The 24,104-nt window shown below is 41.5% G+C and carries 21 protein-coding genes and 1 tRNA gene; 8 read left to right on the top strand and 14 right to left on the bottom strand.

The genetic code is table 11. The annotated features are described in order from the left end of the window. Nucleotides 1-16 precede the first annotated feature (16 nt). A complete protein-coding gene (locus MMU05_RS00855) occupies nt 17-682 on the top strand; it encodes a hypothetical protein (RefSeq protein WP_241139793.1) in 666 nt (221 codons plus the stop codon). Further along, entirely contained in the window at nt 679-2,178 is a 1,500-nt protein-coding gene (locus tag MMU05_RS00850; RefSeq protein WP_241139792.1) for a hypothetical protein, read from the top strand. The genes MMU05_RS00855 and MMU05_RS00850 overlap by 4 nt, the downstream gene beginning before the upstream one ends. A gap of 152 nt (nt 2,179-2,330) precedes the next feature. Here the strand turns inward: MMU05_RS00850 and MMU05_RS00845 are convergent, their stop codons facing one another. From MMU05_RS00845 to MMU05_RS00835, 3 genes are read right to left on the bottom strand one after another with little or no spacing between them, the layout of a single operon-like run. Continuing rightward, entirely contained in the window at nt 2,331-3,707 is a 1,377-nt protein-coding gene (locus MMU05_RS00845; RefSeq protein WP_241139791.1) for a putative oxidoreductase C-terminal domain-containing protein, read from the bottom strand. Nucleotides 3,708-3,711: 4 nt separating this feature from the next. Continuing rightward, entirely contained in the window at nt 3,712-5,082 is a 1,371-nt protein-coding gene (locus MMU05_RS00840; RefSeq protein ID WP_241139790.1) for a Gfo/Idh/MocA family protein, read from the bottom strand. A gap of 26 nt (nt 5,083-5,108) precedes the next feature. Then, nucleotides 5,109-6,002, bottom strand: a complete 894-nt coding sequence (locus MMU05_RS00835; RefSeq protein WP_241139789.1) for a DUF6807 domain-containing protein — start codon at nt 6,000-6,002, stop codon at nt 5,109-5,111. 154 nt (nt 6,003-6,156) lie between these two features. Between MMU05_RS00835 and MMU05_RS00830 the strand changes: the two genes are divergently transcribed. Next, nucleotides 6,157-7,086: a ThuA domain-containing protein gene (locus MMU05_RS00830; RefSeq protein WP_241139788.1), complete on the top strand. Its 930-nt coding sequence runs from the start codon at nt 6,157-6,159 to the stop codon at nt 7,084-7,086. Nucleotides 7,087-7,302: 216 nt separating this feature from the next. On the opposite strand, the gene tnpA is transcribed toward MMU05_RS00830, so the two are convergent. The 4 genes from tnpA to MMU05_RS00810 all read right to left on the bottom strand — a co-directional run bounded on the left by tnpA (nt 7,303) and on the right by MMU05_RS00810 (nt 12,458). Next, complete coding sequence (tnpA, locus tag MMU05_RS00825) at nt 7,303-7,752, bottom strand: IS200/IS605 family transposase (RefSeq protein WP_241139787.1); 450 nt, start codon at nt 7,750-7,752, stop codon at nt 7,303-7,305. 596 nt (nt 7,753-8,348) lie between these two features. Continuing rightward, nucleotides 8,349-10,628, bottom strand: a complete 2,280-nt coding sequence (locus tag MMU05_RS00820) for a xanthine dehydrogenase family protein molybdopterin-binding subunit (protein ID WP_241139786.1) — start codon at nt 10,626-10,628, stop codon at nt 8,349-8,351. A 25-nt stretch (nt 10,629-10,653) separates the two neighbouring features. Then, nucleotides 10,654-11,112 carry a (2Fe-2S)-binding protein gene (locus tag MMU05_RS00815; protein ID WP_241139785.1) on the bottom strand — a complete coding sequence of 153 codons (459 nt, stop codon included), beginning with the start codon at nt 11,110-11,112 and terminating at the stop codon, nt 10,654-10,656. 56 nt (nt 11,113-11,168) lie between these two features. Then, entirely contained in the window at nt 11,169-12,458 is a 1,290-nt protein-coding gene (locus tag MMU05_RS00810) for a Gfo/Idh/MocA family protein (protein ID WP_241139784.1), read from the bottom strand. A 205-nt stretch (nt 12,459-12,663) separates the two neighbouring features. On the opposite strand from MMU05_RS00810, the gene MMU05_RS00805 reads away from it, so the two are divergent. The 3 genes from MMU05_RS00805 (at nt 12,664) to MMU05_RS23130 (ending at nt 14,586) form a co-directional block, all read left to right on the top strand. Beyond that, entirely contained in the window at nt 12,664-13,521 is an 858-nt protein-coding gene (locus MMU05_RS00805; protein ID WP_241139783.1) for a hypothetical protein, read from the top strand. Nucleotides 13,522-14,151: 630 nt separating this feature from the next. Continuing rightward, a tRNA-Asn gene (locus tag MMU05_RS00800) sits at nt 14,152-14,225 on the top strand. Between the two features lie 52 nt (nt 14,226-14,277). Further along, complete coding sequence (locus MMU05_RS23130) at nt 14,278-14,586, top strand: GIY-YIG nuclease family protein (RefSeq protein WP_418884450.1); 309 nt, start codon at nt 14,278-14,280, stop codon at nt 14,584-14,586. A gap of 110 nt (nt 14,587-14,696) precedes the next feature. Here the strand turns inward: MMU05_RS23130 and MMU05_RS00795 are convergent, their stop codons facing one another. From MMU05_RS00795 to MMU05_RS00785, 3 genes are all read right to left on the bottom strand, one after another. After that, the gene (locus tag MMU05_RS00795) at nt 14,697-15,872 is read right to left on the bottom strand and encodes a Gfo/Idh/MocA family protein (protein WP_241139782.1); all 1,176 of its coding nucleotides are present in this window, start codon (nt 15,870-15,872) and stop codon (nt 14,697-14,699) included. A gap of 327 nt (nt 15,873-16,199) precedes the next feature. Further along, the gene (locus tag MMU05_RS00790) at nt 16,200-17,117 is read right to left on the bottom strand and encodes a TolB family protein (protein WP_241139781.1); all 918 of its coding nucleotides are present in this window, start codon (nt 17,115-17,117) and stop codon (nt 16,200-16,202) included. Between the two features lie 278 nt (nt 17,118-17,395). Next, nucleotides 17,396-17,575 carry a hypothetical protein gene (locus MMU05_RS00785; protein WP_241139780.1) on the bottom strand — a complete coding sequence of 60 codons (180 nt, stop codon included), beginning with the start codon at nt 17,573-17,575 and terminating at the stop codon, nt 17,396-17,398. A 240-nt stretch (nt 17,576-17,815) separates the two neighbouring features. Here MMU05_RS00785 and MMU05_RS00780 point away from each other — a divergent pair, with 240 nt between their 5' ends. After that, complete coding sequence (locus tag MMU05_RS00780) at nt 17,816-18,259, top strand: helix-turn-helix domain-containing protein (protein ID WP_241139779.1); 444 nt, start codon at nt 17,816-17,818, stop codon at nt 18,257-18,259. Nucleotides 18,260-18,268: 9 nt separating this feature from the next. Next, complete coding sequence (locus MMU05_RS00775) at nt 18,269-18,826, top strand: PIN domain-containing protein (protein ID WP_241139778.1); 558 nt, start codon at nt 18,269-18,271, stop codon at nt 18,824-18,826. Between the two features lie 206 nt (nt 18,827-19,032). Here the strand turns inward: MMU05_RS00775 and MMU05_RS00770 are convergent, their stop codons facing one another. From MMU05_RS00770 to MMU05_RS00755, 4 genes are all read right to left on the bottom strand, one after another. Continuing rightward, on the bottom strand, nt 19,033-19,767 hold the full coding sequence (locus tag MMU05_RS00770) for a LytR/AlgR family response regulator transcription factor (protein WP_241139777.1): 735 nt from the start codon (nt 19,765-19,767) through the stop codon (nt 19,033-19,035). Further along, on the bottom strand, nt 19,764-21,203 hold the full coding sequence (locus tag MMU05_RS00765; RefSeq protein ID WP_241139776.1) for a sensor histidine kinase: 1,440 nt from the start codon (nt 21,201-21,203) through the stop codon (nt 19,764-19,766). Before MMU05_RS00765 ends, MMU05_RS00770 begins: the two co-directional genes overlap by 4 nt. 253 nt (nt 21,204-21,456) lie before the next feature. Then, complete coding sequence (locus MMU05_RS00760) at nt 21,457-21,708, bottom strand: hypothetical protein (RefSeq protein WP_113924153.1); 252 nt, start codon at nt 21,706-21,708, stop codon at nt 21,457-21,459. Between the two features lie 139 nt (nt 21,709-21,847). Continuing rightward, nucleotides 21,848-23,941 carry a penicillin acylase family protein gene (locus tag MMU05_RS00755; RefSeq protein ID WP_241139775.1) on the bottom strand — a complete coding sequence of 698 codons (2,094 nt, stop codon included), beginning with the start codon at nt 23,939-23,941 and terminating at the stop codon, nt 21,848-21,850. Nucleotides 23,942-24,104 lie beyond the last annotated feature (163 nt).

Here is a 24,104-nt window from a genome sequence, read left to right as displayed (position 1 = left end):
TTAACAAACACATGGCATGGAGACAATACATAAACTATCAATTGGTCTAATTTGGATTCCAACAAGTATTCTTGCCTTAAAACTAATCGGATCTGAATCTAAAAATTTCAAAATATGGATTGTTTTTTTGATGTCAGGTTTAATGGATGTTATAGGAGTATTCACACCGCTTACAGACAATGGTGACAGATGGTACTACACAATACACTTATTTTATCAATATATCCAAACCATATTGATAGTTGGCTTGTCTTCCGAATTTGTCGATATTAAAAATAAGGAAAAAAAAATGCATTGGTTTTATTTTCTCTTAACTGTAATAGCACTACTGACAATCTCAACTTTATTTACAGGTAGTCTTAAAACATATATAAATAACACTTCTTTATTTTCCGCTGTAATATTTATTATTTATTCATTTGTGTCTGCAATAGCATTATTGGGATTGGCAGAAAAAAACGATAAAATTTTACAATCTCCATGGTTTTGGTTTCTATCAGGTATCTTCTTCTATTCTTTTGGTAGCTTCTTTATTGATATGTTGATGCCAACCAAGATTGCGGGCCAGGTGTACTTCCTTAGGCACATAGTCAATATTATCAAGTGTTGCTTTTTTACCATTGGTTCAATTCAGTTTATACTTTATTCTTCAGAATACTTAAAACCAAAAACAAGCTTATGAAAAAGCTACAAATTGTTCTTCTCCTTTTTCTGTCTACAGGATTTGCCTATGGCCAAAACCCAAAAATCATAACAATTGATTTTTCAAAACCCGAAAAAACCATAGAATTAGGTCAAGTGAAAAATCACAAAGATTTGAAGGTTGGTGAGTATTATGTAATCAAGGTAACAGGCATCAACCAGGTAAATTATATGGTTTCCGTCAACCAGAAAGACACGCTTCCCACCGAAGCCTTGAAATTGCCCACAATACCGGATTTTAATTTGGAATCCATAGTTGCGGCATTGGCAACAATTAATTTTTATGTTCCTCCTAAGATAACTGAAGTTGAGGATCCCAAAAAAGATGCAAAAGAGAAGGCCGATCTTGAAAGCCTAGAAATAAGAAAAGAAATAGAACACAAATTGGATAATATTAAAAAAAATATAGTTTTGGCAAACGAGAATTTAGAAAAATTAAACAAAGTATTATTCGAATCAAACAAAGGTTTAAATACTAATGTTTTAGAGATTGAAAAAAAATATTTATTAATTAAACAATCATTCATAAAATCAAGAATTGCAAAGGAAGAATTAAAGGATATCACTTCAAATTCTTTGAAGGAATTCGAAAATATCGTAAATATTTTGAATACATCTTGGACAACTTATACAACAAAATCTGAATTAGAGAATTATTTGAGAGTAGAAAATACCTTAACTGGGATATTTAATTCCATTAATGTGGATAATCTTAACGATAAAGAAAAAATTGTATATGCTGACTTAAAATGGAAATTTGATGTATTGGGCAAAAATAAAGAATTGGTTTTTGCTAACAAGACAAAGCTCGATGATTCTTATAAAAATGCGAAAAAATTAGTCTCGGATGAAAATTGGGAAAAAATGATGGTTGCTTTGACATTTATTGAAAACCTTAATTCTAATGAATTTTATTCCATGCCAATCCAATATTTGGGAGAAAAAAGTAAAGTAACAGTTTCAATTTCTCCAAGAGATCCATTATATAAATTGAATTCATATTCCACTTCTTTTGTATTTCCTATTCAACAAACTCCTTATTCCGGAGTTAGCTCCTCCTTTTATTTTAGTGGTTTAAGTGACCAAAATTTTTCTGTAAAACAAGAAATTTCAGAAGTTGGAGATATTTCATATAGGTTAATTGAGGAGGATGGGAACAATTATGAAGTAGGAACTGCTATTTTGGCGAAGATGGGGGAAAAAATAAGTGATAAATTCGGTATCCATGGGTCATTAGGACTAGGTATTTCCTTTACTGAGAAGGTTCGACCACGAATATTAGTTGGAATTGGCGCAAGTTTGGGATTAAAAAACTCTTTGGTATTCGATGTTGGAATAGCAGGTGGCCATGTTGATAAATTAAGTGATATCTACAAAGATCCAAACCAAACATTTAATGACCCACCAACCCAAATTACTGTTTCTAAATTAGGTTTTGATTTATTTGGAGCTGTAGGATATTTCTTTCGGTTTTGATGGAAAATTCATTGGCTGAAAGAAATTGGATTTCCTAGGGAACTCAAACCCTTGCAGCTCTGAATAATAGAATTCCTAGTTTGGGATTGGGAGGATTTGGTTTTGTAAACAAAAGGTTGATTTGGTGATAGGAATAACCTAAACCAAAAACATCACTCCTTCGCCACCTCCAGCGCTTTCGTTGTAGTATAATACTTCACAATCATATTGGGAACTTCCCAATCGGGCATTTTTCCTGATTTATAATATTCTAAAAACTTCCCCGTGACCTGCCCAAAATGCGCTTCATGCCCGATATGGTAGCTGTCAGGAATGAGAATCAGGTATTCTCCGTTTTTTTGTTTTTGGAGTCCAAGCCCGGGGTATTTGGCTTGAAGGGTTGAGGCGATCGTATTTCCGAGTACTTGGTCTTGACCTTGTAAGAGTGCCACATACAAAGTCGGTTTGAAGTTTTCTTCTTTTCCTTGCCGGATAATGAGATTTGCTTTGGTACCCCGCATCATGCTGAAATGCGTATCTCCGGCACCTTCAGGAGCTTCGAAATTCCAGATTACACTGACTTTTGCATGTTTTCCTTTGAGTGTGTAATTCATCTCTCCATTGCAAAAAACTTCAAGATTTCCATTTTTCAGGTTCTTTTTCAAGAACTCAGGAAACTCAGTTTTGCCTGTGACTTTGCTGAATTTATCCAAAGTCAGGGAAGTGGGCCATCTCTTGGCAGTCAACATCTGCACATCGGTGGTGTCCAAGATGACCTCAGGAAAAGCCTCCCATTGGATTAGATCCACCAAATGGGTGGTCACATCGACTATGCCTTCCCCTTCTTTGCTTACATCGAAAAACCAATCAGGACGTACCAAAGGATTGCCTGAAACATACTTGAAAAAGTGGTGGACGCTTTCTTTGGTGATGGCCGGGTTTTCCAAGGTTCCGTTTTCCAATTCTCCAAAAACCGCAGGCAACATCGAAAGCTCCCGCTGAAGTAAAGAAGCGATCTCAAACCTCTCGGTCATGATGTCAAACAGAAGCAGATTTTTTTCTAAAGCTGCTTCAAATGTTCTCACCAATTTCTGAAAACCTTCCTGATTGATGACGAGAGGCTTATCAGCATAGACATGGATTCCATTGGCAATGGCAGCGCTGATGTAGTCGATTTTTTGGTCATTCTTTCCGGCGACTACCATCACGTTGCCCGGCTTTTTGGAAATCATTTTTACTAAAAAATCACCCCCTTTTTCCACTTCAATGTTCCATGCTGTCGGGGATTCTTCACGTGAGTTATAGCCTGCGATCCTCTTGATGTAATCGTCCAATTCTGCCCCTTCAGGTGCAAAGACATACACAGTCGAATCAACCTGAAGGTACATGGTCTTGTGGATGAGCCCTGCATGGAAATGCCCCGGGTCAAGACTCATGATAGTTACTTTGCCTTTATCCGAAAGTTCCATTTTTTCATTATTTGGAGCACTGCAGTATTGGAAGAAAATCAAAAAAGCCAAGAATGGAATAGTGAGAAAACGCTTTTTCATCTGATTAGACTTTGATGTGATCTGTTCCATAAGGAGCACGCTGTGGCCTGCTTAGGTGGGAATTTGCCTCCTCGTCATTGACAAAGCGCTCCGCTTTTGGATCCCATTCGAGTTTCCTTCTCACTTTCATGGCCACATGGCTGACCAAGCAAACAGAACAGGCACGGTGACCGATCTCGGCAGGAGAAAGCGGTTGCTTACCTGTTTGGATGCAATCGAGCCAATTGCCATGGTGTTCTTCGCTTTCGTATAGGTGTATTTCTCCCGCTCCGATTTCGGATTGAAGGATTTTTGGATCTGAAGCATCCAAAGCTTTGGCGTTGTTTCCTTGGGCGACTGGATCACTTGCCGATGCTGTATAATCCCCTCTCGAAACCCAAATCCATCCCTCAGATCCCTCATATCGGATTCCGTTGGGATAGCCGCCGCTTGTGAGCATCGTGATGCCGTTGTCATATTCGGCTTTGACCATAAAATCTCCGTGGACATTCCAAAGTCCCGACCGTGGAAATTCTGCCACTGCTTCGATAAATCTTGGTCCTGTCAGTTCAGTGTCCATTCCCCAAGCCGCTGAATCAAAGTGATGCTGGCCCCAACCTGTGATCATTCCGGCCCCGTAATTTTCCAGCCGGAGCCATCCCGGACGGCTATAGTCCTGCTGAGGATGAACGCCGATTTCGGTGAAGGGTACTTCCGGCGTAGACCCAAGCCACATGTCAAAATTTAGGTTGGTCGGGACCGGCATTGCAGGAGCTTCAGGCCCTGAGGGATCACCTGGCAAACCTATCCTGACGGTATGCAGTTTTCCGATCCTGCCGTTTCTGACCAATTCCGCTGCGCGCCTAAACTGAAAACTGGAACGTTGTTGGGTCCCAAGTTGCAGGATTACTTTGGTTTTGTTGATGGTTTCTACCAATTGCCGACCTTCTTTGATGGTCAGGGAAGTTGGTTTTTGGAGATAAATATGCTTACCTGCCAAAGCCGCTTCCATGGCAGGTTGGGAATGCCAATGATCCGGCGTGCTGATGATGACTGCGTCAATTTCTTTGTCTTGGAGCATTTGATGATAATCTGCATATTGCTTCACGGCAAGATAAGGACTGCCCATTTTTTTGGTATAATACTGCTCGATCAGTTCCTTTCCTTCACGCATCCGCTTGCTGTCAACATCTGAGACGGCCACTATTCTTGCTACATCATGCTGCCATGTTCCCGGAAGGTCATGTTCCCTTGCGATCCGCCCACATCCAATCTGACCTATATTGATTTTGTTGCTTGGGGCATTTTTCCCAAAAACCGAGGAGGGAACGATCGTAGGAAATCCAATGATTGCTGAGGCCATAGCGCTGTTTTTAATAAAGTTTCTTCTTTTCATGAGGAGATAATCAATATGGTTTTTGGTCAGTTTTTTGAGAAGGTTTTCCAATATTCTTCTGCTTCAGCAGCAGTCATATTTCCGTCAAAGACGACCATTCTGTAATGAAGCGTATATTTTTTGCCTGGAAGGATTTCCCAGGATTCGTGTCTGATAGGACAAAATTCTAAAAACACATTTCCTTTGCGATCATGGTCGTCTTCTGGCCAAACCCTTAGTGGTTCTGGATGTGCCCGGTTGGAAGGATGGCTGAGAAAGAGGATTCCGCTTCTTCCTGATGAGGCATCGCTGACACCTTCAACTATCACCCATTTGGCAAAACTTCCGTCTGCCCCATTCCTGTCTAATCCCTTTGAAGTCAAAATGGTGCTGTTTGAAGGATCCCAAATTTCAGTTGCCCTGAAGCCGATTCCCCCTCCATATCTGTAAGCCTCTAATTTGACACTGGATTTCAATGGAGTGGAGATCGTCGTGGAATAATCTACAAGATACCTTTCCCCTTCTTTGTTCCAGACTCGGATGGAAAGGTCTTCCTCGAGCGCCAATTGCGGGCCTTTTGGAGCCAATAAATCCATGTGGTTTTGCCTGACCACCAATTCTGAAAACTTAGAATTTGTCTTTTTGGAAATGACTTTTTCAAAATCCACGCGGCCTTTTCCGTCTCCCAAATTCCAAAAATCCACCTCCCTTCCTTCGATCGTCGTTTTTGTCCATGGTCCCCAAATCCCATAATGGTGGTAATGATCCGGTGGCTGTATTCTAGTCAGGACTTGACCTGAGGGTGAGGCAAGGGGATGGATAAATCCTGACTTACGGAACTCAGGTTTGACACCGGCAGGTACATCTGCTTTTGCGGTCTGGTATGTCAATAGGAGTTGGCCGGAGGCTTTAAAATTGATACCGTTTGAGGTTTCTTCCATGGTTGTATTTAGGGAAAAAGAATTGCAGGAAAAAATAATTGGAGCAAAAGTGATAAATAAAAGTCTTTTGAATGTCATTGGTTTTTAAGTTATTCGGATGTGTAATTTATTAAATTCCTTAAAAAATTTGGCCACCGTTTATACGATTTCACCGATGAATAATAAGATTGTATTTGCATTACTTCTTTTGCTACAGGTTTCTTGGGCGCGGGGACAAGACCTTCCTGAAGTAAAACTGGACCAAGCATGGAAGGAAAAGATTTATGGTCTTGCTCCTGAGAAAGCGACTTTTCCCTTTTCTGAGAGGAAGAACATCCTTGTGTTCTCCCTTCATACAGGATATGAACATTGGGTGATTCCGCATACGGAGGAAATGATCAAGATCATCAGTGAAAAGAGCGGTGCTTTTGTGGTCACAGGAAGTAAGGATCTCAGCATGTTTGAATCAAAAAACCTTGCCAAATATGATGCAGTCATACTCAACAACACCTGCTCTAAAGAAGATCACCGCAACCTTTTTTGGGATAAACTCCGAGCGAAATCCGATGCTGACAGTGCGGGATTGATGAAGAAGGCACTTCAATTGGAAAAGAATTTATTGAAATATGTAGAGAAAGGTGGAGGCTTATTATTGGTACATGGGGCGGTAGTCACCCAAAACAATTCCCGCGCTTTCAGCAAGTTGGTGGGGGCGAGTTTTGATTACCATCCGCCGCAGCAAGCCCTTCAGATAGGGTTGGCCGATCCAAAGCATCCGTTGGTGCAGGCATTTCCTGCCACAGGTTTCAAACATGTCGATGAACCTTATTTTTACAAAAATGCCTATGCAGATTTGGATTTCAAGCCTTTGCTGTACTTCAACAACGCAGAAATTACCGATCAGAAAAATCCTTTGACCAAAGGGAAAACTTACGTGGCATGGATCAGGACGCAGGGCAAAGGAAAAGTGATGTTTTGCTCGCCTTCCCACAATGCGCAAAGTTTTGAAAATCCGGATTTGCTCAGGTTCTATTTGAACGGGCTACAATATGTAGTCGGAGATGTGGAATGTGATGAGACGCCAATAGGGAAGGGAAGCCTTTGAGGGATTGGTTCAACTCCTCCTGAGTTGTCCGTTTCATGCTAGTTTGCTCATCCACGGGTTTCACCCGCGGTTATCATTGTGGAAACCTTTCCAAGGCTTCTTTGGTTTTCAGGTCAAGAGCAAGTACGGAGTACTTGAAAAACAATACCCCCCAATGTAATTGGGGGGCCAGAGATATGTAAGGGTACGGCCAACTCTAAAGGAGTTGAACATATTCTATTTGAAAAGATACTCCTCTTTAAACTCAATTTCATTTTCGATCAATAGCCTCTTATATTCATCATAGAAGGATTCTTTTTTATGGTGTTCTTTTTGATTTTTGATGTATTCAACAAGATTTGGTTTTTCTTTATTTGAGTAGGTAAATGCACCATAACCTAGTGCCCAACCATCCCAATTAGGAAAATCAGGATTTTCCTTCATCCAATTGCTACTTGCAATTTTGATATCCTTGATAAAGTCTGCTAAACTTTGACTTGGGTGTAAATCAGTCAAAATATGGATATGGTCTCCGATCCCATTTATTCGATAGAGGGTGCATTTTTTGTTTTTTGTGATTCCCCAGATGTATTTATAGAGTTCAAGGCAATGAGATTCTGGAATTGTGAATTCTCTTCGTTTAGTTCCAAAAATCAGGTGGTAAATGATCTGTTTGTAACTGCTCATATTTTAAAAAGGGTATGTGTAAAATAAAATTAGTTAAATATTTTAAATAATTCAACTCCTTCAGAGTTGTCGCAGACACCATAAATTCATGGGTCCACGGGTTTCACCCGTGGTTATTATTGTTGAAGCCTTTCCTAGGCTTCTTTAGGATTCAGTGTTTTTGCAAAAATTCACCTACTTGACTGGGTCTGGAGACAACTCTGAAGGAGTTGTCTCAGACACTTTTATTTGGTTGGCCCACGGGTTTCACCCGCGGTTATTATTGTTGAAGCCTTTTCAAGGCTTCTTTAGGATTCAGTGATTTCTTTCAAATCTACCTTCTTGATACGGATTTTGTTCAACTCCTCTGGAGTTGTTGGTTTCATCCTGGTTTGCTCATCCACGGGTTTCACCCGCGGTTATTATTTTGGAAGCCTTTCCAAGGCTCCTCTGGGTTTCACCTGCGGATATTGTCGTAGAAGCACTTCTAAGGCTGGTTGGTTTTTTTGTCGTGGCAAGTACGGAGTACTTGAAAAACAATAACCCCCAATGTAATTGGGGGCTTTTAGCTAATCTGAAGAAACAACAACTCTGAAGGAGTTGAACTTGGCACACATTTATGCCTTAAAAGGCAGCTGATAGATCCTTTCTCCTGTCAGCTTGTACATCGCATTGCACAAAGCCGGGATGTAAGGAGGTACCGGAGGCTCGCCGACACCCGTTGGTTTTTCCATACTCTCTAGGATATGGACATGGATTTTCTTGGGCGATTGGGGCATCCTGATGATTTGATAGCCATCAAAATTGTTTTGTTGTGGGATTCCATTCTCGAAAGTGATGGCTGAAGTGGTCGCCAAACTTGTCGCAAACTGTGACCCGCCTTCAAACTGTGAGCGGATTCTATCTGTATTGACTCCGATTCCACAATCCACCGCATAGAAGACTTCAGGGATGGAGATTTTGCCCGAACTGCCTTTTTCCACTACCACTATGCAAGCGACATAGGTCAGGAAGCTCTTGTGCGCTGCAAAGCCAACCGCTTTTCCCTCTGCCAGCTTTTGGTCCCAATTGGCTTCTTTGGCAACCCTTTCAATCACTTTTTTCATTCTTCCTGTATTCCATGGAAATGTTTCTATCGGCTCGCCATAGTTTTCATATTTCCCGTCAGTTTCAGGTTTGAACTCAAGATTGCGGTCCTCACCGAGCATCTGAAGGGCGTGCTTTACAGGATCGATACCTCGTGCTTCAGCGATTTCATCCATCATACATCCGATGGCAAAAGCGTGGTGGATATTGCTCACCGACCTCAGCCATCCGATTCTGGTATGGGCTGTTGATTCGTGTGTTTCAATTTTAATATTTGGTACATCATATGGAAAATCCGTACAGCCCAAAGCCAATTCACCATCAGAGGGATGAAGTTCAGTGGTACTGCCTGTTGCTCCGATTGCAGGAAAAACAGTATGGTGGTTCCATCCGGTGAAGTTCCCGTCTTTGTCAATCGTCGCTTTGATCCTTTGGGCACTGTGTGAGTGGAAAAAGTCAAAATGGAGGTCGTCCTCCCTTGTCCACTGAACCCTCACCGGTGATTTGGCGGCTTTGGAAAGCAGGGCTGCTTCCACCACAAAATCAGGCTTGGACTTTCTTCCAAATCCTCCTCCGAGTAAAGTGACATTCATCTTTACCTTATCCAGATCAAGTTCCAAAGCTGTTGCTACTGCCTGTCTTGCCCATTGGGGATGCTGTGTAGGTGCCCAGATTTCACAGATGCCGTCTCCCTGATAATGGGCGATGGCAGCAGGTGGCTCAATGGTAGCATGTGCATAGAAAGGAGCCAGATAAGTTCTTTCCAAAACCTTTCCTGCAGCCCTTTGCGCTGTCAAAAAGTTGCCTCTTTCCCTTCTGACTTTCCCGTCCTTAGCAGTACTTTGAAGCATTTCTTCCAATTGTTTGGCAGAGTTGTAAGTTTGGTTTGGTCCCAAGTCCCATTCTATTTCCAACGCTTCCCTGCCTTTCATCGCGGCCCATGTATTGTCGGCAATGACGGCAACACCCTCCAAGGCTTTGTCCAATCCCGGAGGAATTCCCGCACCATCGATCTTCACTACCCTATTTACTCCCGGCACTGCCAATGCTTTGGCATCATTGAAAGAAATGACTTTGGCACCGATGACTGGACTTCTACGGACCACAGCTACCTGCATTCCCGGCAGATCCACGTCAGCACCAAAAACCGCCTTGCCTGTAGTGATATCCCTGGCATCATAGATGGTGACATCTTTGCCGATCAGTTTATAGCTTGAAAATTCCTTCAAAGTGATACTTGCCGGATCCGGCAATGGCATGTCTTTGAGCTCAGCTACCAAATCTCCAAAGTCGATTTTCTTGCCTGAAGAATGGATGACCTGTGAATTTTCCGTATGGCATTCAGTGGGACTTACCTCCCATTTTTTGGCTGCGGCGGCGATAAGCATGTGTCTTGCCGTCGCCCCGGTTTTTCGCATGGGTTCATAAAACATCCTGACAGAAAATGAACCGTCGGTGTTTTGGTTTCCATATTTTTCTTCATCGCCTTCGGCCTGCACGATTTTCACCTTAGACCAATCCGCTCCCAATTCGTCCGCAACGATCTGAGGTAAGGAGGTTCTGATGCCCGTTCCCATTTCAGATCGGTGAGCAACGATGGTGACTTCATTGTCAGAAGTGATGCTGACAAATACATTGGGGGCAAAAGTGATGGTTTCACCTTTGGGGCCGGCACATTGGAAATTGACTCCCAAAAGGAATCCTCCGGTAGCCAGAGAACTAAGTTTCAAGAAATCCCTGCGTGAAGGAACAAAGACTTCGCTCTTGTCTTCAGCTTTTTTGTTTTTTAAAAATGGGAAGTTCGGCATCATATATTTTGATGTTTTGGGTTCAGGATTAAAGGGTTTTGGATGCGGTGAGTATGGCTTCTTTGATGCGGTTATAGGTGCCGCAGCGACAGAGGTTTCCTGCCATGGACTCCTCGATCTCAGCATCTGACGGGTTTGGACTTTTCTTAAGTAAAGCCGCCGCAGTCATGATCTGACCAGTTTGACAATAACCGCACTGGGGAACTACATGCTCCACCCAAGCGTCCTGAAGTGGGTGATGGCCTTCCTTATCCAGACCCTCGATAGTGGTGACTTTCCTGCTTCCAACAGTAGAGATGGGAGTGCTGCAGGATCTAATGGCTTCGTCATCCAAATGTACCGTGCAGGCTCCGCAAAGTGCCTGACCACAACCGAATTTGGTCCCTTTCATCGAGAGCAAATCTCTTAAAACCCAAAGCAGTGGCATGTCCGGATCAGCGGTCACTTCGTGGTTTTTTCCGTTGACAGATATTGTGAATTTTTCCATAGTGGTTGGATTGGTCTTTGTTGTTTGATGGGTAAAAGGTAATGATTATGAAGAAATTATGCACCGATGAGGTTCCATTTTTCCCTGTAAGGTCTGAACAACAATTCATTGGCAGCTTCATCTTTTAGGAACAGTTCTTTCTTTGCATCCCATTTCAAAGATTTTTCCTGTTTGTAGGAAATCAGTGCCAAATGCATCGGTAAAGTCATTCCTCTCGCATATTCAAGATTGGATTCAGGTTGCTGACGGGATTTGACCGCATCGAGAAAATTCTGTTGATGGCCCGGCGATCTTGGGATGGACTTGGCGATTTCTGGAATATCAGTCAAAGTTTGGCCATTCATGTGGATGGCCATGGTACTGTAATCGCAGATCAGGTTTCCTTTTGTACCTTCGAAATAGGCTCCTATTCCCATTTTCTCGGCACCTTGGACAGGGGGAGGCGTGGAGGTCCAATGGAGTTTGAGTTTTTTGAATTTGAAATCCACATCGATCCATTTTGGGGTATCGCCTACGCCTTCGGATTTTTCTCCTTTGGCCGAAATGGATTTCAGTCCGCTTGGCGCTATGGACATCCACACTACATCAGCGATATGGCACCAAAAATCCTGAAACACACCTCCGGAATAATCCATAAAATAGCGGTAGGTGAAATGACATTTTTCAGGGGCGTATTCTGAATAGGGGGCAGGTCCAAGCCACATATCCCAATTCAGGTTTGGTGGAGGGGTTTGATAGTTGAGTTTTTCGATGAGCGGGGGTTCGCCGGTTTTCCATAGCCTCACTGTTTTGATTTTCCCCAACTCCCCGGATTGGATGATCTCGGCCACACGGTGGTAATTGTCTCCGGCGTGGATCTGTGTGCCCAACTGAAAAACCCTGTTGTTTGACTTTTGCGCAGCCAACATCAACTGTCCTTCTCTCAGTGAATAGGAAAGCGGCTTTTCTCCATAGACATCTTTGCCTGCCTGAAATGCCAAAATGGCGATCTGTGCGTGCCAATGGTCCGGTGTGGCGATGGTGACAGCATCGATATCCTTCCTTTCCAGAACTTTTCTGAAGTCGGTATAAATCTGGGCTTTGGTATCCGGATGGATTTTTTTGAGTTGGGTCAAAGCTTCCTTGGCGTGTTCTTCGTCGACGTCACAGAGGGCGACGATCTCAGCTTCGGGTAAGTTGGCAAACCAATTCATATGTGCCAAACCCATTCCGCCGAGGCCAATGTGGGCTATCCTGACCCGGTCAGAGGCGGCGGCTTTGAGTCCTTGGAAAGGTAAAAATTGTAGTCCCAATGCGGTAAGGACAGAGTAGCGAACAAAATCCCGCCTATTGATATGTTGACTCATAAGATTGGTTTTTTTGGGTTGGTGGCTGAGTTATTGGAACTTCATTTACATTTTTGTTCTCAATTTAAAAAAAATACGTGTGTGATTTTTATCTCCTTCCTCAAGATTGTCTTTTGTTTACATTTATTGGATAATAGAAATATAAACGGGGAACAGATGCCATAAATGGCTGATAACCAAATCTGAAAATTGAAGTTGTATAGGTATGATAAAAAGGTTTTTTGATTGGCAGATTGGAATTTTCGATTTATTGGATGAACACTGGGAAAGCGACTCCGTGTCAAAGTGGATCAGCAATATAGTAGTTCTATTTTTTGTTGGAGGTCTGCTGATGGGACTGCTTTCCTACCTAAATATTTTTCAATTTGGTGAGAAATTTACTTCCTTTTACGCCATCGAATTGGCGTTCAATGTGCTTTTGGTATTTGAAGTGTTGGGGTTGATTTTTTTGATTCCAAAGTCAGTGGCGGATTCTGTTGGGAAGCAGTTTGAGATCATCTCCCTGCTCTTGCTGCGGGATGCCTTCAAGGAGTTTGGGCATTATTTGGGAGACATGACTTGGGAAGTCGGGTTTTTGATGGAACTACTCCCCATTGTGTCCGATGCTTTTGGTGCTGTATTGATTTTTTTGATCACAGGGCTTTTTTACAGAGCACAAAAACATATCCGGATTACTAGAACATATGAGGAGCAAAAGGGATTTGTGTCTATCAAAAAGTTAATGTCTATTTACCTGACGGCTTCCTTTATACTTTTGGGGATATATGACATTTTCACAGCCTATCAGACCCATGAATTTATTTACAGTATCAAGTTGTTTTATACGTTGCTGATATTCACAGATGTGTTTATCCTGTTGTTTTCTCTTCGGTATACTACCAAATACTATAACCTTTTCAGGTATTCCTCCTTTGCTTTGGCGACGATATTCCTGAGGCTGACCTTGTCGGCCCCTGCCTATTATAATGTATTGTTGGCAGTGATTGCCGGCCTGATGGTTTTGGGAGTCACCTATATTTATAACAAGCTTTTGATGAAACAAGTGGTTGAAGGGAAGGAATGAGATGTGATGTGGGTATCCGCTTATTTGCCGGAAACACTATATTTTTCTTCAAGCGGGACGGAAGACCGAAGTCGGAAGACGGATGTAGCGGGCTATTAATTCCCAGACCAGAATTAGAATAGATATCATATTTCTAGGCATCATTACTTTCATAAATGGGGAAATGGGAAGAGGAATTAAAAATAAGTCCCTGATTTATAGGAATAATTAAGTTGCAGTTGATAATATTCCAATTTTTTTGTGGAGGCAGTTTGGAAAAAATGGCTTAACCTGCTAATATTGCATCACCTTAGACCAAAGGGTCTGATAAAACCAATAAAATTCCTCCTTAGCTCAGTTGGTTGAGTCCCGTATGTACGGGATTAATCATGGGGTCAAAAGAGATAAAACCAATAAAATTCCTCCTTAGCTCAGTTGGTTGAGTCCCGTATGTACGGGATTAATCATGGGGTCAAAAGAGATAAAACCAATAAAATTCCTCCTTAGCTCAGTTGGTTGAGTCCCGTATGTACGGGATTAATCATGGGGTCAAAAGAGATAAAACCAATAAAATTCCTCCTTAGCTCAGTTGGTTGAGTCCCGTATGTACGGGATTAATCATGGGGTCAAAAGAGATAAAACCAATAAAATTCCTCCTTAGCTCAGTTGGTTAGAGCACATGACTGTTAATCATGGGGTCCTAGGTTCAAGCCCTAGAGGGGGAGCAAAAACAAAGAGGCCTTGCAGAAATGCGAGGCTTTTTGCATTTTTAACCTCATGAACTTTTACATCTACATACTCTATTCTCCTCGTTTTGACAAATTTTACATAGGGCATTCTGAAGACCCCTGGAGACGAAAAGAAGAACATAACGGCGGAAAGTTACATAAATATACATCTGACTACAGGCCTTGGATCTTAAGTGCTGTCTTTAAGATAGAGGGAACGCGAGGGGACGCGGGAAAAGTAGAAAAATTCATAAAAAAACAAAAGTCTAGAAACTTAATCCTCAAATTGATAGACCCTGGATTTGTACCTGGAGGCTCCTTAGCGCAGTTGGTTAGAGTCCCGCATGTGCGGGAATAATCATGTCCCGTACGTACGGGATAAGCTCAAGCCGTACCTACGGGAGGAGCAAAAAGCCTCAAATCGGGAGATTTGAGGCTTTTTCATTTATTGATATTTTAGCTCAGTGGTTAGAGTCCCGCATAAAGGGGATATTTAAATTCAGATTGAAGTTTGACTTTTGTCCCTGTTGCTGAAGATTTTCGTGCCGCTTCCATAATTTCAAGAACATGCAATGCATGCTCAACATTGATTTTAGGTTCGGTTTTGTTGATTATGGATTCAGCTACTTTTGTGGCGCCCTCTTGCCAAACATAACCGCCAGTCTCTTGATGATATAAAGTTGCTGGATGATCGTAAGAATCATCCAAATAAACACCGTTGGTTTCCCAATCGTAACCGATTAATCTCAAATTCCCTTTATCCCCAAAAATCTGAATGGAATGCAGTTGTTGACCATGCGCCTCATGGCCATGAGGATCAAAATAATTGAATCCACACATTATATGGCTTATAATTCCTTTGCCATGATCCATTAATATGTGTGCATTGTCCTCTACTTCTACTTTAACCAATCCTTTTTCATAAATCATGCGCTCTGGATTGACTATACTGGTCATTGCCATTACTGATAAAGCAGGACCAAGTAATCCTGTTAAGGTTGCAATATTATAGACTCCAAGATCTGGCATACTTCCACCATCTTTTTCATAAAAGAAAGAAGACCAATCTGGGCCGGTATGCCCATATTGACCATGGGCACTGGCAACTCTTCCTAATTTCCCTTCATGAATACATTTTGCCATAAATGAAAACTGTGGACTATTTACAACAGCTGGAGCTCCCCATAATCGTAAATTCTTACTTTTGGCCAATGCTAACAAAGCTTTTCCCTCAGCAAAAGTGTTAGCGATTGGTTTTTCACTCCAAACGTGTTTTTCAGCCATTAATGCTTTTTTATTCAAGTGTCCATGTTGTTGCATGTCAGTAAGTGTGATCATCATATCAAAAGGCACTCCCTTGAGCATGTCATCTATGTTCGGATAGGTGGCGGCGTTTACCTTATATTCTTGATTTTGAGCCAATGCCCGCTCATATTTGATGTCACACAGACTCACTATTTCAATGAGTGATGAACTTTGTAAATGTGGAATATATCTGTTGCTAACACTTCCGCAACCTATCACACCTATCCTGAGTTTTGGGCTTTTGGATTCCTTTGCAAAAGATTCTAAGGATGATAGAAGAATGGCTGCACCTGACATTGCTGTCATTTTCAAAAATTCCTTACGGGAAATTTCATTCATGGCCTTTTTTTAATCTAAAAATACATAGTAATAAGAAATCCTGCATAACTCGATAAAATAAAATCAAGGATATAAATTGAAGATTAAGTTTAATACTTTCAGTTTTTTTACGAGAAATTAAGAAAGGCATCAAATGGGTAGATATAAGTTTTTCATTAATTTGAATCGAAAGTGCAAGCAATCTACTGCAGCTTCTGTCAATAGGGGGAGCAAAAAGCCTCAGAGAAATCTGAGGTTTCGTCGTTTTATGACCCTTCTATGCTCAGTTGGTTAACCTTATACCTGACGAAAAAAAATCAAATCGTCAGGCAAGAAATTAATCAGATATTACTTTTTTGTCAAGTCAATATAGCGTACAAATGCGATAGATTTTCCGTCAGGAGACCAACTGTGTACATTGATTGTTCCCTGACCCCCGTAGAATACAGGAGTGATGTCTTTAATTTCTTTGGTCTCCAGATTCATTATTCTCAGCTTCACTTCTTTGCCAAAAGGATGTCCTGCTTTCTGATCTTCCAAATAGGAAATGTAAACAATTGATTTATTGTCAGGACTCGGGTGAGGAAACCAATTATCGAGTTCGTCTTCGGTCAGTTGTTCAACGCCGGATCCATCGGTTCTCATTCGGTAAATATGCATTCTGCCTGATCTGTGGGAGTTGAAATAAATCCAATTTCCATCGTAGCTGTACTCCGAACCGTCGTCCAGCCCCGCTGTATTTGTGATATTGATTTCTGTTCCGCCCTGAGTAGGGATTTTGAACAAATCCCAATCATCGTTTCTTCTTGCGGTATAGATGAGAAAGTTGTTGTCAGGACTTATTCCATGCCAGTAACTGGGAAAATTAGGTGTTACTAATCTTGGGTTGCTGCCATCGGCATTTGCTATATAGACTCGGGAATTGTTGGTAGGAGCTGCATCCCTATCATTTTTACTAAACACCAGAATTTTGCCATCAAAGCTTAGTCCATGGTCATTATTGACAGTGTTGATTCCTTCTGGATTGATCTTGCCCAGATTATTCCCCTTTAAATCAATTTTCTCTAAAAAACCCCCGGCATTTATGATCAAGAATTTGCCGTCTCGGCTCCAATTTGGAGCTTCAAAGTGCCTATTTTCCTTGATTACAACTTTCTCCTTTCCAGATTTCACCTTTACAATGATCAATTCACTAGATAGTTCTTTGGGTACCTGTGCAAGTGAGTTGAAGTAAACCAAAAATATTAAGGCGAGTAATCGTTTCATAGGATTTGGGTTTTTAATTGGTGACAATTTGATACCCTCAATTTCAAGTTTTTATTTAAATTCAAAAGCAAAATTTTGTAGGCGGTGATTAGTCAAGGTCTGATGCAAGCTTCCGATTAGTTACGCTTCCTTCCTCCTTTTAAAAAATGGAAGTTTTCAATCAGGGATTTTGGGCTCAATCCTTTGGTTCATTATGTCTTTCAGTGCTAGAATAACCTGTTTTTGCGGTTTAGCTGAGTTACTTCTTTAAATTTCGATGTGCTATTGCAACATTTTTCCTACACCACCCTCGTCTCAGAATACAGATCATAAGCAGCTACCAAAAGTTGGTGGTCCGGAGCCTGACCATAGCGGGCAAAATTTTTCAGTTCGCTCCGCTGCTCGATATATACGGAGATGTAGGTGCTGTCCAGTTCATCCCAAATGACCAATAGATACGCAAAAGGTGTTTTGCTCATTCGCCCTTTTTTCAGCCATTCCTCAAAAACCGATTCATCTAGCGCACGGTGGTGACTTGGACATTCAAAGATTATTGGCCTTTGCAGAACTAAGAAAATTAAAAAGCATCAAATCGCAAGATTTGATGCTTTTTTATGTCATTAGCATTTTATGGAAGCCTGACTTTTCCCCACTTTTTAAATCCAAACCTTTGTTTCGTTTGTTTCGTTTATTATCTTCACAGAAACAATAAAATTATTATGGCTTCATCCATCAATAAACCATCGGCAGAAGATCAAAAAGTAGCCGGAAAGTCGGTTGCAGCATTGAGAAGAATCTCAGGAAGGACAAAAAATCAGCATTTGATGGTTTTTCAAGTAGAAGGAACGGTTATTTCTGTACCAAGAAAAGCTGTCATGCTTCTGGAAAAAGTTTTAGATGAAATGGCAGATGGGAAATCTGTTGAAATCATCTCTTCTTCAAGTGAAATGAGTACCCAAGAAGCGGCTGATTTTCTGAAAGTTTCCCGCCCCCATTTGGTCAAACTTTTGGAAACAGGTAAAATTCCTTATAAAAAGGTAGGATCGCATAGAAGGATTCTGCCTGAAGATATCCAGAAATATGATTCGGTACTCCGCGAAAAAAGAAGAAAAGCTTTGGATTTGCTTGCTCAGGAAGCTCAAGAAATGGGCTTAGGTTACTAATCGGAGATTATGATTTCTGCACTACTAGATGCCAATGTACTCTACCCTGCGCCCGTCCGGGACCTATTGTTAAGCTTAGCAGAAGACGATCTTTTTAAACCATTTTGGTCAGAGAAAATCCAGCATGAGTGGAGTAGAAACCTTTTGATAAACAGGCCTGATTTAGAGCAAATGAGGATCGATCGAACTATTTATCTGATGAATGAGGCTTTTCCGGATGCGACGGTTGAAGGATACAAAAAACACATAGATGGACTTTCCTTAAAGGATCCTGATGACAGACATGTCTTGGCGGCTGCTGTGGAGGCCGATGTAGATTTTTTAGTTACTGCCAATCTTAAGGATTTTCAGTCACCAATCCTTAATACAATAAAACTACAGATAATCCATCCCGATGAATTTGTTAGCCATTTCATTTCTGAAAACCATGATGCAGTCACTAGAAGTTTTGAAAAGTTAGTTTCCAGGTTGAAAAAACCACCCCAATCAAAGGAAGATGTCTTAAATACTTTGGAGAAATGTGATTTGTTACAAACTGTTCAGAAATTTCGTGACAGTTACACCTGACCAACATTCCCTCCTACACCACCCTCGTCTCAGAATACAGATCATAAGCAGCTACCAAAAGTTGGTGGTCAGGTGCTTGACCATAGCGGGCAAAATTTTTCAGTTCACTCCGCTGCTCGATATATACCGGGATGTAGGTGCGGTCCAGTTCATCCCAAGTTCAACTCAAATTTTTTTAATTGGGTTAAGTAGATACCTGATTTTTTTTACATTAAGAGCCGTTTTACCTCTTCCTTTTTCAATCTAGAAACCGGGACTTGAGTACCATCTGACATCAGGAAATATCCGCCTTCAGTTTTGATATATTTACGGATGTGGTCCTTATTGATCAGATGCGACTGATGTGTCCGATAGAATCGGGTATCGTGCAAAAACCTTTCAAAATGCCCTATGTTACCTGATAATAACAAGGGGGGATTTTTATCTATAAAAATCCGAGTGTAATTTGCTTCTGCTTCAAGGCGTATAATGTCGCCAATAAGGACAAAGACTACTTCATCTTGAGTGGGTAGAGCAATGCGGCGGTCTTCCCGATTACTAAGGTTATATTTAAGCAATTCCAGTCTTTCCTTTTCTGATTGATTCCTGTGTAATTTCTCAACTGCTTGGACTAGTTCAAGAGGATCGACAGGCTTTAACAAATAATCCAAAGCACTGTATTTTATAGCTTTTAGCGCATAAGAATCAAAAGCCGTCACAAAAATGATGTGGAAGTTTACTTCCCCAACTTGATTCAAAAAATCGAACCCATTTCCTCCAGGCATTTCAATATCCAGAAAAACCACATCAATATCATTGTTCTTTACTACCAAAATGCCTTCTGCCGCAGAAGAGCTTTCTCTCACCTTTGAAATGGAGGGGCAGTGTTGCTTAATTTGCGTAGCCAAAAACTCTCGATTTCCGGCCTCATCATCGATAATCAACGCATGGTATCCCATCATTCAATTGGAAGCTTAATAGAAACTTTTACCCCACTTTGATCTTCCCTGTTGGAAATTTCAACAGATGCCTCTTTCAAATATATATGATTTAGGGTTTTAATTTGCGCATTTCCTAAATGGATTCCTGCCGAAGACTCCTTTGGTTCGGAAAGTCCAGGTCCATTGTCCAAAATTTCGATTTTCATGAATTCGCCATCTCTTGATATCAAAACTAGGATCTCTCCTTCTTCTCCCTTTGAAGCGACGCCATGTTTAACCGCATTTTCGATGTAGGGTTGGAGAAGCATCACTGGTACAAGATTTCCTAGCTCCACGTCATTTGAAACTTTGATTTTTGAAGAAAACGCAAAACGCAGCTTCTCCAATTCTAGGTAAAGCTCTATCAACTCTAACTCCCGTTCGAGCTCATGAAATTGTTTTTCCGAGACAGATAGTACACGTCTGAGGAATTTGGACAGTTTACGGAGATATGAATTGGCCAGTTCATTTTTCCCTTGACTAACTAAATTCTGAATAGAATTAAGTGAATTAAATAAAAAATGAGGGTTCAGTTGAGCACGAATGGCTTTCAGTTCAGCTTGGGTAAGTTGTTGGGCCCATTGCAATTCCCGCGTTTTTCTTCTTTGTGCAGATCTGTAGAACAGAAAAAGGATAAGCCCAAGGAGACCAACACCCAAGAAAGTAAAAAGTACAAGGGCAAGTGTCTCCTTCCACCATGGGTTACTTATCGAGAAGGGATATCTGAGTGTAATTGAATCAGGTGCATTTTTATAGGGCCAGACCACAAACTCATAATTGCCGGGTTTTAGATCTTCATAAAGAAAAAGTGCAAAGGGGTCATCTTGATTGAGTGCCTGTGGTGCAGAATGAAAACCGACCAATTGAACTTCTGCCCCTTCAACCAATTGATCTACAACAAAATAAAGTCCATTCTGAGAATAAGGGAACTTTGGATTAACGGGCAAACCCCTGTCATTCAATTCGGATATATACTCCTTACTTTTCCAATCGTATTGGGAAGAGTCAGGATAAGATTCAAAAATATATTTTATCTGTAGCGCTACATAGTTTTTGAAAAACTCAGCGGGATATAAGTCAGCCAGTTCTACCTGGTTATAGTCAACTTGCCAGCTGATTTCGAGCGTATCTTGTCGTTTTTTATCTATAAAAACATAACTGTTTTCAGAACCAGGTGAGGAACCCATAGCGAATCCATTCTTTATTATAATGGGCTGATTAAAATCAGTAGCGCTTTCGTTATTGATAAGCAAAGCAATATCAAGATCATCTCCAAGTGAATCAGATACAATCCCCAAGGAACTTCCTTCCGGAATTACTAGCTTTACAGGAACGCCTGTCCTAGGGTCAAATGAGTCAGATAAACTATCAATGTCCAGGACCTCATCATTTAAGGTGACTTTTATCCCTATTTTCATCTGCCCTTTTTGTACAAAATGGATTTGTCCATAGGCAGAAATAGGAGACAATCGAAAAATTAATAAAAGGAGAAAGATTTTGGATAGGCGCATAGTTTTAGTGTTTTGTTTGACCAAATCTCACCCCTTTTCAAGATGATTTTCTTGATGGATGTATATTCGGAAAGTTACACTGTATAATAAGGAAACTTAAATCCTCAATCCTTGTTGACCAATTTCAGTTCTCCGATTATTCAACTCCTGAATTACCCTCCTACACCACCCTCGTCTCAGAATACAGATCGTAAGCAGCTACCAAAAGTTGATGATCAGGAGCCTGACCATAGCGGGCAAAATTTTTCAGTTCACTCCGCTGTTCGATATATACCGGGATGTAGGTGCGGTCCAGTTCATCCCAAATGACCAATAGATAGGCAAAAGGTGTTTTGCTTAATCGCCCTTTTGCGAGCCATTCCTCAAAAACCGATTCATCTAATGCATTAGGATAGCTTGGGCCTTCAAACATGATTTGATTGTTTTATTTTAATTTCAAAGATAAGGATTGGTTGAATTATCCATTCCTAAAGGTGACGAATGAGGTCTTGCTGATATGTATGGATTTAGAAAAGGATTTTTTATTCCTCGTCAGAAGGCATATCATATAGTCACTTCTTACCTCCCGGATTATAAATCTCTTTCGCTGTTTTCAGGACCTCGGCCTTATCCAATGTCATCGGCTTCAGCTTTTGACCGAGGAAAAGTTCCATCTGATCATCAAAGTGGGGGCTGTCAGGGTCATTGCTTGCTCCGAAGACATTGATTGTCTCGATCTTTGGAAGGCCTTCCCCAAAGCGAACCATCATAATATAGGACTCTCCCTGTGTGCCTTTCCTCATCCCTTTTTCCCAAGGCAATGACCGCATGGCTGTGATCACATCATCAATTCCCTGCAAAGGCAGTGCTTTGTCGCCTCTTACCAGTTTTTGATATTCTCCCAAGGTCACCAATTCTTTTCCAAAATGGGTTTTAAAATGATTTTTGGCAGCTTTGAGACTTTCCACAGATTCTTCTTCGGTAAGTGTGGTTTCCCAACTCCTTCCATTTTCAGCGAATTTGTCCCACCAATAGTAATAGACAAAAGCAAAAACTGCTGCACCTTCATTTTCGATTCCCGAGTGTTTATCCCAGTTGTTAATGGTTTCGATCTGCTTTGCGATTTCGGGATATTTGCTTGGGTTTAGGCCAAAAAGAGATTCCATATTGGTACGGAAAGCCAGTTTTTCGGGCAATTGTCCATCGTACTTGATTTCTTTGAAACGCTCGTAGGAAATCCTCCCCGAGTCGGGTATCAATTCACGGAATCGGGTCGATCGGTTATTGTCCCGCAGTAGGTAATTCATCGATTTGGGGTAATTGTCCGGATTGAGATTGTCTGCCAATCCACTCGCCTTAAAAGGAGAATGGTTGGTGTTGAATAAAAATCCCGAAGCAGGATTGAATTGTTGCGGCAGATCCTCAAAGTCATGGTAGCTGGTCCACAGGGCTTTTTTGGTATTTCCGGCCACCGTTCCGGTGAAATCTATGGATGGATCTCTGACGGGGATCAGGCCATTGCTCACATAAAAAATTGTGTCATACTTATCTGCATAGACAGTATTGAAACTTGTAAGTTCCATCCGCGACATGGCTTCACTGAATTCTTTGAAATTCCGGGATTTGTTCATTCTCCACCATTGCTCCGGCGCTCCGATTCGCTCCAAGGCACCCAAGCGGATTGAAAATGTTCCTTGTTCAGTCACCATGGTAGGACCGTAGATGCTTTTCCATATTTTCTTTGGAAAGGGAATCGTGATCAAATCCCAGAGTTTTACACGAAGCCAAACTGTTTCTTCTTCCAATTCCAGCCATTCCCCATCTACTTGGTATTGATCCTCATTTTCCGGATTGATGTCCAATTGGTACAGATCCAAGAGATCGGGGAAATTAACCGTGTGTGCCCATCCAAGATTTTCATTTACTCCATGAAAAATCATCGCCCCACCTGGGAAAAGTCCCCCAAGAATATTCCATCCTTCCTCTGAATGGAGGTGTGCTTCATACCAAGCTACAGGTCCGTCCAGGGGTTGGTGGGAATTGATGGCTAGAAATGCTTCACCTGAGTCCGTTCGGGAAGGGTGAATGGCAATGGCATTTGAGCCTTTTGGATCGGCATCAAATGGAACGGTTTCTACTTTTCCGGAGACAATTTGTTGAACAGCCCGATCTGCTCCTGACATCTGGGCAAGGGAGAGAATATATGCCGCCGTTATTTCTTTGGTATTGACAGGAAAAGCTTTTTCGAATAAAACTTCTTCAGGATGTGCCAATGCAAAGTCGTTCATTCCTGCGGCGTAGGCCTCCAAAATCGCTTTGAATTCCTCTGAATAGGCCGATTCATATTTGGCCTCTGCGATTTCAACGGTTTGGAGCAAATGCCCAAAAAAATCCACCGCAGCACCGTCTTGACCATAAACCCTTCCCAACATTCGCTTCCCGGCAAGCAATGTTTTTTGGATAGTTTCAAAATCATCTTCGGCATGTGCCCAAGCCAAACCGTAGGCGACATCTGGATCTGTTTGTCCAAAAATATGAGGCACTCTAAATTCATCGCGTGCGATTTGGACTTTGGAGGTATCCCAACCGGAATGATTATATGGGGATTCGCAAGAAAAAATTAAAATGGTGAAGAGCAGGGAAAGCCCGGTTCGGAAGAATTTCATAGGGGGTTAGTCGCTGGTAAGAATGGCATGCAAAATGCGTTTTTATTGTAAACAAAAAAACTGGGGAAGTGACCGGTTTTCAAAGTTTTACTATACAATTTCAACTGCAGGAGGCATCCCCGTTTGGAGTAGGATATTGGATTACAGGCAAAGAAGCGATCAT

Source organism: Cognataquiflexum rubidum (genome assembly GCF_022538115.1).
GTDB lineage: Bacteria > Bacteroidota > Bacteroidia > Cytophagales > Cyclobacteriaceae > Cognataquiflexum > Cognataquiflexum rubidum.
Note: the sequence above shows the minus strand (reverse complement) of the source record. Positions and strands in the feature narration are given on the sequence as shown.